The following is a 12,521-nucleotide window of genomic DNA, read 5'->3' as shown; positions in this document are numbered from 1 at the left end:
CGGCTGGGAAAAGGATTGTCGTGTCCGACGACTCAGGACGGCACCGATCCGAGCCGGCGGGCCAGCCGCGCGATGCCCGCGACCGCGCCCAGCAGCAAGGCGAGGTTGAACGCGGCCATCACGACGGGCTGGTAGCCCGTCCCGACCCAGACCTCGATGGCCCGGGTCGCGCTCAGGTAGAACTGCGCCGTCGCCCAGATCGCGGCGACGACCAGCAACACCAGCGCGCCCCACTGGAGCTGTTCGAAGATGTCCATCTCGCCGTCCATCGGGCCGGACGCGTCGGAGCCCCCCGGCGACGGATCGGCGGTCGGTGCGTCGTCGGTCGTGTCGGTCGAATCTGTCATCGGAACCTCCGTGCGTAGATGGCCACGACGAGGACGGCGAGGGCGGCGACGCCCACGCCGAACCCGGGGCCGGACTGCGTCGTCGTTCCTCGCTGTTCGGCAGCGGACTCGGTCTGCTGGACGTCCCGGTCCATCTCGAAGTCGCTCGTGTCGAGCGTGTCAGCCGACGCGTTGGTGGTGTTGACCGTCACCGTCTGATTCGGGTTGAGGGTCGCGGTGGCCTGGGCCGTCCCGACGAGCACGTCGTCGGCCTGGATCATCGCCATCAGTTTGTAGTTGTAGTCGTCGGGCACCGTCAGCAGCGTCGAGGGCGTGGCCGTCCGTCCCGGTCGGATCGACCCGACCCGCCTGACCGACCGGTCGGCGACGATGTTCGAGTCGGCCTGCCGGGCCAGGAAGGTGATCTTCAGCCGGTCGTTGGCCACGTCACCGGTGTTGGTCAGGTAGGCGGTGACGTTCAGCGTGGCCGAGGACCCCTCGGCCTCGGCGATGGAGAACTGGATCGGGGGCAACTGCCCGGAGCCGAACCCCTCGAAGCTGTGGAACTCCACGCCGGTCCGGGCGTACGCCGGCTGGAGACCGCCGACGCCGCGGACCGTCTTCGTGCCCGACGCGACCCGCTCGCCGTCCTGGTAGACGAGGGTCTCGATACGGTAGTCGCCGTCGCGGTCCACGCTGACGTTCTGGACGACCGGGACCTCGCGGGTCCCCTCGACGGTCCCGACCTCCCGAGTGGTCTCCGCAGCGATCAGGTCGGTGTCGAGATCGACTGCCCGGACCAGCACCGTCACGTTCTCGCCGGGGCCGCCGTCGTGAGAGAGGCGACTCCGCACGGACAGCGTAGCGGTCCCGCCGGTTACCTCGTCGGCGGCGATGGTCTGTTCACGGACGGAGAGGTCGGAGGGCGGTGGATCGGGCGTCGCGTCGGCCAGCGCACCCGGCGCGACGGCGACGAACAGGGCGGCCGCGACGAGGACCGCCCCCGCCGCGCCCAGGAGTTTCGTTTCACGCTCCATACACGACGATCCGCGCTCCCCGGTAAGTGTTTTGTGTGAAACACGACTGGCGCGAAGGAATCAGAACGCGCCGAGGCTGGCCTGGAGGTCTCGATCCGTCCCGCCCGCCGAGAGGTCGTAACCGACCAGATCGCGCATGTCCACGGCGAAGGTCGTCCCGCCGTTGTCGAGGACGAGGACCCGGCCCTGGGTGCCCCGCACGGTACCGGTCAGCAGGGTCTCCGCGACCGGGCGGTCGGCCAGCGCGAACCCGTAGTCGAAGTCGTAGGTCTCCTTTGGATCGTGGTCGGCCAGCAGGTCCCGCCACGCTCGCTCGTCCACGTCGCGGTGGAGGCCCTCGATCTTCGTCGGGACCCGCACCCGGTCGCCCACCTCGCGGGCGATATCGGCCTCGACCTGCCGGGCGATCCGGCCGTCGGCGACCGTCCGCAGGTGGGCCGCCCTGTCGGCCCCCTGCTCGCGCAGGCGAGTGTCCAGCCGCCAGGATCGGGTGACACCGACCTTGAACGTCGCCGGGCCGAACGCCGCGAGGTAGACCGCGTGTTCCTCCCGACAGGAAGGCAAGGGGAGGTCGCAGTTCCCGACACAGCGGGCGCAGGCCCACCGGCTCGTGTGGTCGTCGCAGTACGGTGCCGTCGGAGTCGAACAGGCTTCGTGAGTGCCGTCGCTGATCGTGCCGGCGCAGTGGCGGTCGTCGAGGGTGTAGGCGAGATCGGTCCCCGGCGCGAGCGACAGCCGGTCGAGCCCCTCGGCCGTGGACAGTTCCAGCGCGGGGTCGCGGTCGTCACCGACGCCCGTGTCGTACCCGACGATCTGCACGGGTCCGCGTACGAACCGGGCGATAAAAGGACTGCCGTTGGGCGCTTCGGGTCGTCAGTCAGTGCTCCTGCACGAGTTCTTCGGCGGCCTGCCGGACCGCGTCGTCGCTGGACTGGTCGGGTTTCCAGCCCAGCGCCGCTAGCTTCTCGATGGACAGGCGCATCCGTGGTACGTCGCCGACCCAGCCGCGGTCGCCGCCCGTGAACTCGTACTCCGGATCGAGCCCCATCGCGTCGCTCACGATGTCGGCGATGGTGGTGACCGACGTGGTGGTCCGGGTCCCGAGGTTGTAGACGTTCAGGTCGTCGTCGGCGTTCTCCACGACGTGGCACATGGCGTCGACGCAGGATTTCACGTGCATGTAGGACTTCTCCTGGCGGCCGTCGCCGAGGATCTCCAGCGAGTCCGGGTTCTCCCGGAGCTTGTGGATGAAGTCGGGGATGACCGCGCCCTTCTGGAGGCGCGGGCCGACGATGTTGGCGAAGCGGTAGACCCACGCGGTCATACCGTAGCTCTTGGCGTAGACGGAGATGAGCGACTCCTCGGAGAGCTTGCTCGCGCCGTAGGCCGAGATGGGCTCCATCGGTGCGAAGTCCTCGGGCGTGGGCCGGGGCGCTTCCCCGTACACCGTCGAGGAGGAGGTGAAGGCGATGTTGTCGACGCCGACCTCGCGCATCCGTTCGAGCACGGTGAGGGTGAGGTCGCCGTTGAGTTCGTACTGGGCGCGCGGGTCGTCGGTGTCCACGGTCCTGTCGGCCGCGAAGTGGAAGACGCCGTCCAGGTCCTCGGTGATGACCGCCTCGGCCACCGCGGGGTCGGTGAGGTCGCCCTCGACGAATTCGACGCCGTCGGGTACCCACGAGGGATCGCCGTTCGAGCAGTCGTCGACCGCCCGCACGTCGTTGTCCTCGACGAGCCGTTCACAGAGGTGTGAGCCGACGAAGCCCGCGCCGCCGGTCACCAGGAGTGATTTTCCTGTCAGGTCCATACCATTCCTGCGAAACCACCGGTCAAGACACTTGTGAATGGGGCCAGCACTGCCACACGGTTCGTGCGTTCCTCGGGTCCGAGCGACCGCCCGTAGCCACCCGGTCAGTATCCGTCGCCAGCCCGCAAGTAGCCTTATTCCATCCCCACGTGCAGCCGGCACACGTCGCAGGTGTGCAGATGATTGCAGGAACGCGAACGAACGGACCCGACGTGCAGCGACGACGACCCACCGTGTATCCGGTCAGGGAGCGGCGATGACCGGCCCGTGTGAGTGGCTCGCGACCCGGACGAGCCAGCGCACGCTCGCCCGGTTGACCCTCGCGTTCGCGGCCGGATTCGTCGTACTCGGTGCGAGCGTCACCTGGTACGTCGGGAGCGTCGGCCTCTCTATGGGCGCGATGGCCTACGACGGCGACGACCGGACGGTCGTGATCGATGCGAGCGAGCGTGCCGCCTTCGCCAGCCACTACGACGAGCGGACGGAGGTCGGCTGGTGTCTCTACGGGACGACCAACGAGTCACACGTCCGCATCGCCGAGGTGGTCCCCGCCGCGCCCGTGAGCCAGGGGTCGGAACGCGTCACGTTCACCTGCCTGCCCGAGACGGCGGGGCAGTTGCTCGCCGGCGAGAACGCCGCCCTGCTGGGCACTGTCCACAGCCACCCCGGCCACGACGAGAGCGAACTGAGCGGACTCGACATCGCGCTGTTCGGCCGTCTCAGCCCCCTCGTCGACGTGATGGGCGTCTACACCGAAGCCGACGGTCCCGCGTTCTTCACGACCGGCAGTATGACCAACCCGCTCGACACGCGAGTGGTCGGCGACGGGACCGACGGACCGGGAGACGGCCAACCGCGCAACCGGTCGGCCCGACTCCTCAACGGATCGGCCGACCCTGCCGTTCGAGATAGATCGCGGTGAGGTAGCCGCCGGCGGCACCCAGCGCGGCGGGGAACATGACGCCGCCGAGCAGGACGATCGAGGCGAGGTCGTTGGCCGTCGGCAACACGGCGGCGAACAGCCGCGGACTGAACGGCATCGTCACGACGATGGTGCTCAGCGGCAGGAGGATCGTGAGGAAGATCACGCCGGTCGCGTATCCGAGGACGATCCGCGCACCGAACTTCGCGGCTTCGAGCTTGGTCGTGATGCTGTCGCGGTCCAGATACGCCCGCAGGAAGCCGGCCAGTACCGTGACCAGCGCGACGGCGATCAGGATCACGGTCCCCTGACTCCCGAAGCCGGGCTGGAACTGTATCGTCGAGAGAAAGCCCGCGATGCTGGCGACGAGTTTCTGTGGCACCGTCAGGGAGAGTTCCTGGGCGACGCTGTCGGCACCGGCGGCGGCGGCCTGCTGTTGGATCTCCTGGAGCTGGGCCTCCGCCCGATCCGGCACCGGATCGAACAGCAGGAACGTGACGAGCAGTCCACCGGCCACACCGATCCAGCCCGAGATACGGCTGGTGAAGCCGGTGTCGTCGTCGAACGCGTAGACCGACAGTCCACCGAGCGCACCGACGGCCGCGGGCACGACGAGCCCGACGACCAGCAGTCGACCGACGAGTTCCTCGACGCCGAAGACGAGGCCGAGCAGCAGCGCGACGGGGAACGTACCGGCGACGACCGCCGTGCCGGTCGTGGCGTGATCGACCATCTCACCCTCGACCGCGTAGTTGCGCGAGAGGTATCGCCCGCCGATGTAGAGGACGAACGGCCCGAGGAAGTACAACAGCAACAGCGCCGCGTCCGGGTTGGTCTGCAGGAGGTCGATGGTGTTGGCGAGTTTCTGCTCGACCGACGGGTAGTCCGACGGATTCACGTCCGACAGCGAGTCGAAGCTCGCACCACGGAGGAACGTCGAGACGATGGTCTCGGCCGAGCCGAAGCTCGCGACGACGAAAAACAGCGTCGCCGCGGCCGCGAGTGGCTCGAAATCGAGGAAGATCAGCGCCGCCCCCGCCAGCAGTCCGAACGGCAAGAGTACGGACGCGGTGCCGAAGACCGCACCGGCAGTCAGCGGGAGGTCGCTCAGCGCGGCCTGCAGCTGCTCGGCCAGCCCCTGCTGCTGGCCCACCGCGTTCCCACCGGGCCCGCCCATCTGTTGGCCCTGCGCCGGTTGCTGTCCCTGCGCGGACTGCTGTCGATTCGAGTCCACGGGGTCGCCCCCGTCCCCAGCCGCCACGGTCTGGCCGGCCTCGATGGCCGCCCCACACGAGGGACACGACGACGCGTCCGCCGCCACGTCACGTCCGCAAGCCTGACATTCCATGGATGCAATGTGTATTGAAATTTGATAATAAGGTAACGGAATCTTCCAGGTACGGGAGTTGAACACACTCGCCACAGAGCGAAACGATCGGTCAGAGAGTCTCCCGGAGCGTCGCCCCGTAGGTCACGTACAGGACGGCGGCCGGAATCGTCACGACGAGCCCACCGAGATTCCAGAGGATCTGGCTGAATGGCTCGGGTGGAGCCAGCACCGTCCCCGCGAGAAACGAGCCGAGCGTGGCGAGCGCACAGGTGGTCACCACTCGCTCGCGGCGGGTCTCGGGCGCACGCTTGGCGAACAGCACGTCGGAGGAGGTCAGATAGGTCGCGACGATCATCACCGTCCAGAAGACGATCATCACCGCCAGAATGGCGGTTTCCGGGATCGAAGCCACGGAGAGCGGGCGCATGGCGGTTCCTTTCCCGGCGGCTGTGTAACTCTTTGCATCCTCGGAGCGGGGACGGTCGGCCGGCGATGGGGAGTCAACGGTGCCACCGGTGGATCGAAACCCCCTAACCGGGCAGGGTTCTTCGGGGGCATATGCAGGGAGACCCCGAGGTCGCGGTACTCAGACTCGGCCACCGGCCGGGCCGGGACGAGCGGATCACGACTCACGTCGGGCTGACCGCGCGGGCGCTTGGGGCCGACCGCGTGATCCTCGCCGGCGACGGTGCGAGTCGGGCCGAGACCATCGCGGACATCACCGAGCGTTTCGGGGGCCCCTTCGCGGTCGACACCGTCGAGTCCTGGCGACCGATCCTCCGGGAGTGGGAGGGCAAGATCGTCCATCTCACGATGTACGGCGAGGAGGTCCAGACCGTCGAAGACGGGATCCGCGAGGCCCACCGCGAGCGACGGGAACCGCTGCTCGTGGTGGTCGGCGCGGAGAAGGTCCCCTTCGACGTGTACGAGGACGCCGACTGGAACGTCGGCGTGACCAACCAGCCCCACTCCGAGATCGCCTCGCTCGCGGTCTTTCTCGACCGCCTGTTCGAGGGGCGAGAACTCGACCGGGAGTGGGAAGACGCCGAGAAAGTGGTCGTCCCGCAGGCGGTCGGGAAGCGTGTCGTCGAGGCCGACGACGAGTAGTCGGCGACTACAGACAGGCCGGGCTCGGACAGCCCCGGGAACGCACGATGTCGGGGATCCGGTTCGGTGCTTTTAAACGAACTAGGCACGGATAGATACACCAATGGCTTTTGAGGAACTCTTGGAGGACCCGGTCATACAGAAGTACCTCCACGAACTGGTGGGCCCGAAGGGGATGCCCGTCGCGGCCGCACCGCCGGACGGCGAGGTGACGGACGAGGAGCTCGCAGAAGAGTTGGGGCTGGAGCTCAACGACGTTCGCCGCGCACTCTTCATTCTCTACGAGAACGACCTGGCGAGCTATCGCCGGCTCCGCGACGAGGATTCGGGGTGGCTGACCTACCTCTGGACCTTCGAGTACGACAAGATTCCCGAGAAGCTCGAGGAGGAGATGTACCGCCTGCTGGACGCGCTGGAGGACCGCGAGCAGTACGAACACGACAACGAGTTCTACCTCTGTGACGTGTGTGGCATCCGCTTCGAGTTCGGCGAGGCGATGGACTTCGGGTTCGAGTGTCCCGAGTGTGGCTCGCCGGTCGACGCCATGGAGAACACGGCGCTGGTCCAGGCCATGGAGGACCGCATCGACGCCCTGCGCGACGAACTGAACGTCGAACGAGAAGAGACCGAAGCCTGATGGTCGTCCTCGCAACGAAGTGCTACGTCGACGGCGACGCCCGCGAGCGCGCACTCGACGGACTGGGCTCGCTGATCCAGAACGCGGTCGGCGATCTGGACGTGAGCTACGAGGTCGGCCTCCGGGACGACGACTTCCCCTCCGTGACCGTCGAGGGCGAGGACGCCGTGATCGCCCGGAACCTGCTCCGCGAGGAGTGGGGCGCGATCACGCCGGACTTCGAGGCCGGCGAGACCTACGTCGGCACCCTCGAATCCTGGGACGCGGACGGATTCGTCCTCGACGCCGGTCGGGAGGTCCGGATTCCGGCAGACGAGATCGGTCTCGGCCAGGGGTCGCCCGAACAGATCCGCACGCGGTTCGGGCTGGTCCAGCACCTCCCGCTTTCGTTCGTCTGGGACGACTCGCCACGCCTCTCTGACGACCAGCGCGACGACCTGTACGACTGGACCCGCGGGACCGGTCGGGTCAACGTCAACAGCGCGACCCGGGCGGAAGTGCGGGCCACCGTCAACCGCGCGGGCCACGCCCAGGACATCGTGACCGTCGAGCGGCAGGGCCTGCTCGAACAGTCGGTCATCTGCAAGGAGGGGACCGACCCGCCGGGACTGGTCGCCAGCATCGGCACACACCTACCCTCGGAGATCCTCGCCGTCGTTCCATGAATCGTCGCCTCGTCCTCGGAGTCGTCGCGCTGGCCGCCCTCGTCACGCTGGCGGGCTGTTCGGTCCTCGGTCCCGGAGAGCCCGACGCCGAGGCGCTGGGCAAGAACGTCTCGTACAACTGGTCGACCGACGCGAACGCGACCATCGACATCAACGACACGCGCTACGAGGCCGTCTACCGCGTCGAGAACCGGTCGTCCATCGAACTCTACGACCGGGACGCGCTGGGAACGGAGCACCCACTGGAGATCGAGGGCCTGAAGTTCCGGTTCCGGAACGGGACCGTCCGGAACCTCACCGCGGACGACGTGGAGCTGAGCCGCAAGCGCATGACCGTCTCCATCCCCGGCGAGAACGTCTCCGGGAAGGTGGCGTTCTCCTCGCCGCGGAACGGCAAGAGCTTCAGCCTGCCGACCTTCCTCTCGGGGCGATACGTGGTGACGCTCCCCGAGAGCGCTCGCGTCGGCGTCCCGATCCTCGCGCAGGTCAGCCCCGGCGGCTACGACTCGACGCTCCGGAACGACCGCGTGACGCTCACCTGGGACGACGTGGAGCAGCGGTCGCTCTCGATCCGGTGGTACCTGGAGCGGGACCTGTGGCTGTTCGGCGGACTGGTCGTGATAGCCCTGCTACTCGGCATTGGTGGCACGCTGTACTACCTCCGGCAGATCCGCGCGCTCGAAAGCAGGCGCGAGGAGGTCGGACTGGACGTGGACACGGGCGACGACTTCGACGACGACGGGCCGCCGCCGGGAATGCGGTAGTTCGGGGCTCGAAGCGGCCAAAAGCTTGAACCGGGCGGCCACCCTCCCCACTGTGAATGCCGCTGTTAATCGACGTGCGGAAGCTCCGGATCATCAACGTCCTGATGGAGAGCGGTGCGGGCAACGTCGCCGACTCGCTGTCGTCGCTGGCGGGGCTCGACGCGTCGGTCGCGGTCAAGAGCCTCTCGATGGTCGAGCCGGGCGACATCCCCGACGAACTGGGCGACGAGCACGTGTTCTGTGCCTCGATCAAGTTGACCGAACCCCCCTACGGCTACTTCGTCATGACCTTCGGGATGGAGACGGCGGTCAACGTCGCCGAACACATGACCGGACGGGACGTCGACGGCGAGTTGAACCAGTTCCACGAGAGCGCCCTCCAGGAGATGTGTAACATCTTCACGTCCGGGTTCATCGACGGGCTGGCCAACACCCTCGGACGCTCCATCGAGATGGGCACGCCGGAGCTCGAACGCGGGACCGGCCGCGAATTGATGACGTCGAACCTCTCGCACATCACCGACGACTCGCTGGCCATCGTGCTGGACTCACAGGTCGACGTGACCGAACCCCGCCGGGAGTTCCGGATTCGGATCTTCCTCGTCCCCGACCCCGGTGCCTTCGTGAACGTCCTCGATCACCTGGAAGTCGAGGACATCCGGACCGAGGAGCCGGACGTGGCGGGACTGTAGGACTTTTATTCGCGGGTCGCTAACCCGAGGTATGCGCGTCGCGCTGGTCACGGTGGGCGACGAGTTGCTCGCCGGGGACACGGTCAACACGAACGCCGCCTGGCTCGGCGAGCGACTCACCGAGCGGGGGGCGACCGTCGAGCGAGTGACGGTCGTCCCGGATCGGATCGGGGAGATCGCCCGCGTGGTCAACGAGTACCGCGCCGAGTACGACGCCGTCGTCGTCACCGGCGGACTGGGGCCGACCCACGACGACGTGACGATGGACGGGGTCGCCGCGGCCTTCGGTCGCGAAGTGACACGGAGCGAGGAGGCCCTCGCCTGGCTCGAGTCGGAGGGCGGCTACGCCCGCGAAGACCTCGCCGAGGGCACCGCCGACATCCCGGCAGGTGCGGAGATGCTGCCGAACCGCGAGGGCGTCGCACCCGGCTGTGTCCTCGAGTCGGTGTACGTCCTGCCGGGGGTGCCGGCAGAGATGAAGACGATGTTCGAGGCCGTCGCGGACCGGTTTTCGGGCGAGCGCCGCCACGTCGAGACCGTCGAGGCCGACGAACCCGAGAGTGCCCTGCTCACCCGGGTCCGGGACGTTCGCGACCGCTTCGACGTGAAAGTGGGGAGCTACCCCGGCGAGACGGTCGAGATCAAACTGGAGAGTACCGACGAGACCGAGGTTCGGGAGGCGGCCGCGTGGCTGGCCGACCGGGTCGAGAAACCGGAGAAGGAGTGAGTCAGCGGTAGAGGTAGGCGATCCACGCGGCGGCGAGCAGGAGACTCACCAGGCCGACGAGGGCCCCGGCGCTGTTGATGACGGCCGTCTGGACGCCCGGCTCCGTCGCGTTCGTGGCGGCGGTCGAGAGTATCGCGTTCATGATCGGTCGTTCCGACCGCTGGGTCTTAAGAATCCCGAACCACGGGCGGAGCGTCTCGTCAGTTGAGAGGTCGGGAGTGACTGGCCTGCCGTCAGCGGACGGCTTTTGACCCTCCCGCGGGTACGTCCGACAATGCGAACTATTGGGGTCGTCGTCAACCCCATTGCCGGGATGGGTGGCCGCGTCGGGCTGAAAGGGACGGACGGGAAAGTCGACGAAGCGCGCGCACGCGGTGCGGAACCGCGCGCGCCGTCACGTGCCCGTGCGGCCCTCGACCGAATCCACGAACTCGCCCCCGAGACGGAGATTATCACCTACGATGATCCGATGGGTGCGGGACTCGCCCGGGAGGCCGGCTTCGAGCCGACCGTGGTCGGCACGGCCGAGCGCGACGAGACCACGGCGGCCGACACGCGGGCCGCCGTCGCTGACTTCCTCGACCGGGGCGTCGATCTGATCCTGTTCGTCGGCGGTGACGGGACCGCGGTGGACGTGGCCGAGACGATCCTGGAGTGCGACGCCGACGTGCCGATGCTGGGCGTCCCCGCTGGCGTCAAGGTGTACTCGTCGGTGTTCGGGGTCACGCCACGTGCCGCGGGCCAGATCGCCGCGTCCTTCGAGGACACCGAACGCGCCGAGGTCAACGACATCGACGAGGACGAGTACCGCGAGGGGGAGGTCCACACGGAGTTGCGCGCGGTAGTACGGGTGCCGGCGGCCGAACAGCGCCAGGCGAGCAAACAGCTCGGCGGTGGCACCGTCGAGAGTCTCGCGGCAGGCGTCGCCCGCGAGGCCCGCGACGGCGTGACCTACGTCCTCGGTCCCGGCAGCACGGTCGGCGCGGTCAAGGAGGCGCTCGGGTTCGAGGGGTCACCGCTCGGCGTGGACGTGTGGCGCGACGGGGAGGTACTGGTCGCGGACGCGAGCGAATGCGAGATTCTCGACGCACTCGGCGAGGAGAACGTCATCGTCGTCTCGCCCATCGGCGGGCAGGGATTCGTCTTCGGCCGCGGGAACCAGCAACTCTCGCCGGCCGTCATCCGACAGTGCGACCTCGAAGTCGTCGCCTCGAAGTCCAAGCTCGACGAAATCGGGACGCTCCGGGTCGACACCGGCGATACCGACCTCGACGAGGAACTCCGCGGGTGGCTCCAGGTTCGTGTCGGCCGGTACGAGCGACGGCTGATGCAAGTGATTTAGGAACGTGGGGTTTCTGCCTGATCGATCAAGCACTATTACATTCGTCAGCGGATTAAGTGGTGTATAGATAAGATTAAGGTCGCTGGGGTATGACAAAGGGAGTATGGAAACGCGGAAAGTGCAGCGGCTCGGTCCCTCCACGCTGGCGATGACCCTACCGGCGGAGTGGGCGTCCGAGCACAACGTCGAGAAAGGCGACGAGGTGTCTCTCCGCATCGGCGGCAAAGGGACGCTCACCGTGATGCCCGAGTCGGTGCAGACCGAGGAATCGGAAGCGATCATCTACACCGAAGACCTGGACGCGGACGCCGTCGAGCGGGCCATCGTGGCCCAGTACGTCCTCGGGCGGCGCATCATCCACGTCGAGGCGGGCGAGGACGGCACCCTGAAATCCGAACACATCAACGCCGTCTACAACGCCGAGACGCAGCTGATGGGCCTGGGCGTCATCGAGGAGACCCCCGAGCGCATCGCCATCCGCTGTTCGGTCGACCCCGAGGACTTCACGCTGGACAACCTGCTGGAACGGCTGGAATCGACGGGCTCGACGATGCGCAACGAGGCCGTCAAGGCGCTGGCCCACGGCAACCCCGACCTCGCCCAGCGGGCGCTCAACCGGGAACGGCAGGCCAACAAGATCTTCGTCCTCCTCCTGCGATTGATCTTCACGGCCTACCAGAACCCGAACCTCGCACGGGCGGTCGGTCTGGACAACGGCTTCCCGCTGATCGGGTACCGCTCCATCGCGAAGAACCTCGAACTCACCGCGGACAACGCCGAGGACATCGCCGAGATCGTCCTCGAAACCGAGGGGCACACGCTCAACGTCGAGTCCTCGACGATGCGGCGCATCCGGGAGTTCACCGATCAGGTCAACGAGATCACCGAGATGGCCGTCACCGCCGCCGTCGAACGCGACTACGACGCCGCCATCGAGGTCCGGGAGCTGTACGCCGAGATCGGCAACCGCGAGCAGGACATCCTGAGCGACCTCCCGGAGATGGAGAACGAGGAACTGCTCCGGGTCCGGGAGGTGCTGGTCAGCCTCCAGCAGACCGCCCAGTACGCCGTCCGGAACGCCGAGATCGCGACGAACCTGGCGCTCAACGAGGAGTCCGTTCACACGGAGATCCAGTAACGCCTCACTGTCCCTTCTTCGAAACGA

The 12,521-nt window shown here is 67.6% G+C and carries 16 protein-coding genes; 9 read left to right on the top strand and 7 right to left on the bottom strand.

What is annotated here, in order from left to right; genetic code table 11:
• Window positions 1–32: 32 nt before the first annotated feature.
• From ACOZ4N_RS02395 to ACOZ4N_RS02380, 4 genes are read right to left on the bottom strand one after another with little or no spacing between them, the layout of a single operon-like run.
• Window positions 33–347 (bottom strand): hypothetical protein, encoded by a 315-nt coding sequence (locus tag ACOZ4N_RS02395; protein WP_424018326.1) that lies wholly within the window; start codon window positions 345–347, stop codon window positions 33–35.
• Window positions 344–1,363, bottom strand: coding sequence for a DUF7490 domain-containing protein (locus ACOZ4N_RS02390; protein WP_424018325.1), 1,020 nt, complete (start codon window positions 1,361–1,363; stop codon window positions 344–346). The genes ACOZ4N_RS02395 and ACOZ4N_RS02390 overlap by 4 nt, the downstream gene beginning before the upstream one ends.
• Before the next feature lie 60 nt (window positions 1,364–1,423).
• Complete coding sequence (locus tag ACOZ4N_RS02385) at window positions 1,424–2,182, bottom strand: DUF2797 domain-containing protein (RefSeq protein WP_424018324.1); 759 nt, start codon at window positions 2,180–2,182, stop codon at window positions 1,424–1,426.
• Between the two features lie 58 nt (window positions 2,183–2,240).
• Window positions 2,241–3,170, bottom strand: coding sequence for an NAD-dependent epimerase/dehydratase family protein (locus ACOZ4N_RS02380; RefSeq protein WP_424018323.1), 930 nt, complete (start codon window positions 3,168–3,170; stop codon window positions 2,241–2,243).
• Between the two features lie 256 nt (window positions 3,171–3,426).
• On the opposite strand from ACOZ4N_RS02380, the gene ACOZ4N_RS02375 reads away from it, so the two are divergent.
• Window positions 3,427–4,092: a hypothetical protein gene (locus tag ACOZ4N_RS02375; protein ID WP_424018322.1), complete on the top strand. Its 666-nt coding sequence runs from the start codon at window positions 3,427–3,429 to the stop codon at window positions 4,090–4,092.
• Here ACOZ4N_RS02375 and ACOZ4N_RS02370 read toward each other — a convergent pair.
• Complete coding sequence (locus ACOZ4N_RS02370; RefSeq protein WP_424018321.1) at window positions 4,049–5,440, bottom strand: hypothetical protein; 1,392 nt, start codon at window positions 5,438–5,440, stop codon at window positions 4,049–4,051. The two genes, ACOZ4N_RS02375 and ACOZ4N_RS02370, sit on opposite strands and share 44 nt — an antisense overlap.
• Window positions 5,441–5,531: 91 nt before the next feature.
• On the bottom strand, window positions 5,532–5,849 hold the full coding sequence (locus ACOZ4N_RS02365) for a hypothetical protein (protein ID WP_424018320.1): 318 nt from the start codon (window positions 5,847–5,849) through the stop codon (window positions 5,532–5,534).
• Between the two features lie 131 nt (window positions 5,850–5,980).
• Between ACOZ4N_RS02365 and ACOZ4N_RS02360 the strand changes: the two genes are divergently transcribed.
• The 6 genes from ACOZ4N_RS02360 (at window position 5,981) to ACOZ4N_RS02335 (ending at window position 10,014) form a co-directional block, all read left to right on the top strand.
• Window positions 5,981–6,529, top strand: a complete 549-nt coding sequence (locus ACOZ4N_RS02360) for a tRNA (cytidine(56)-2'-O)-methyltransferase (RefSeq protein ID WP_424018319.1) — start codon at window positions 5,981–5,983, stop codon at window positions 6,527–6,529.
• 103 nt (window positions 6,530–6,632) lie between these two features.
• Window positions 6,633–7,166 carry a transcription factor gene (locus tag ACOZ4N_RS02355; protein ID WP_129067325.1) on the top strand — a complete coding sequence of 178 codons (534 nt, stop codon included), beginning with the start codon at window positions 6,633–6,635 and terminating at the stop codon, window positions 7,164–7,166.
• Window positions 7,166–7,831, top strand: a complete 666-nt coding sequence (locus tag ACOZ4N_RS02350) for a DUF2110 family protein (RefSeq protein ID WP_424018318.1) — start codon at window positions 7,166–7,168, stop codon at window positions 7,829–7,831. Before ACOZ4N_RS02355 ends, ACOZ4N_RS02350 begins: the two co-directional genes overlap by 1 nt.
• Complete coding sequence (locus ACOZ4N_RS02345) at window positions 7,828–8,595, top strand: DUF5803 family protein (protein ID WP_424018317.1); 768 nt, start codon at window positions 7,828–7,830, stop codon at window positions 8,593–8,595. The genes ACOZ4N_RS02350 and ACOZ4N_RS02345 overlap by 4 nt, the downstream gene beginning before the upstream one ends.
• 56 nt (window positions 8,596–8,651) lie before the next feature.
• The gene (locus ACOZ4N_RS02340) at window positions 8,652–9,287 is read left to right on the top strand and encodes a chemotaxis protein CheC (RefSeq protein WP_424018316.1); all 636 of its coding nucleotides are present in this window, start codon (window positions 8,652–8,654) and stop codon (window positions 9,285–9,287) included.
• A gap of 31 nt (window positions 9,288–9,318) precedes the next feature.
• Window positions 9,319–10,014, top strand: a complete 696-nt coding sequence (locus tag ACOZ4N_RS02335) for a competence/damage-inducible protein A (protein ID WP_424018315.1) — start codon at window positions 9,319–9,321, stop codon at window positions 10,012–10,014.
• Between the two features lies 1 nt (window position 10,015).
• Here the strand turns inward: ACOZ4N_RS02335 and ACOZ4N_RS02330 are convergent, their stop codons facing one another.
• Entirely contained in the window at window positions 10,016–10,156 is a 141-nt protein-coding gene (locus tag ACOZ4N_RS02330) for a hypothetical protein (protein WP_175452899.1), read from the bottom strand.
• 132 nt (window positions 10,157–10,288) lie between these two features.
• Between ACOZ4N_RS02330 and ACOZ4N_RS02325 the strand changes: the two genes are divergently transcribed.
• A complete protein-coding gene (locus ACOZ4N_RS02325; RefSeq protein WP_424018314.1) occupies window positions 10,289–11,356 on the top strand; it encodes an ATP-NAD kinase family protein in 1,068 nt (355 codons plus the stop codon).
• Between the two features lie 103 nt (window positions 11,357–11,459).
• On the top strand, window positions 11,460–12,494 hold the full coding sequence (locus ACOZ4N_RS02320) for a PhoU domain-containing protein (RefSeq protein WP_424018313.1): 1,035 nt from the start codon (window positions 11,460–11,462) through the stop codon (window positions 12,492–12,494).
• The last annotated feature ends 27 nt before the right edge of the window (window positions 12,495–12,521 follow it).

The organism is Halorientalis pallida, assembly GCF_049605515.1.
GTDB lineage: Archaea > Halobacteriota > Halobacteria > Halobacteriales > Haloarculaceae > Halorientalis > Halorientalis pallida_A.
This window is presented reverse-complemented; position numbering and strand designations above follow the sequence as displayed.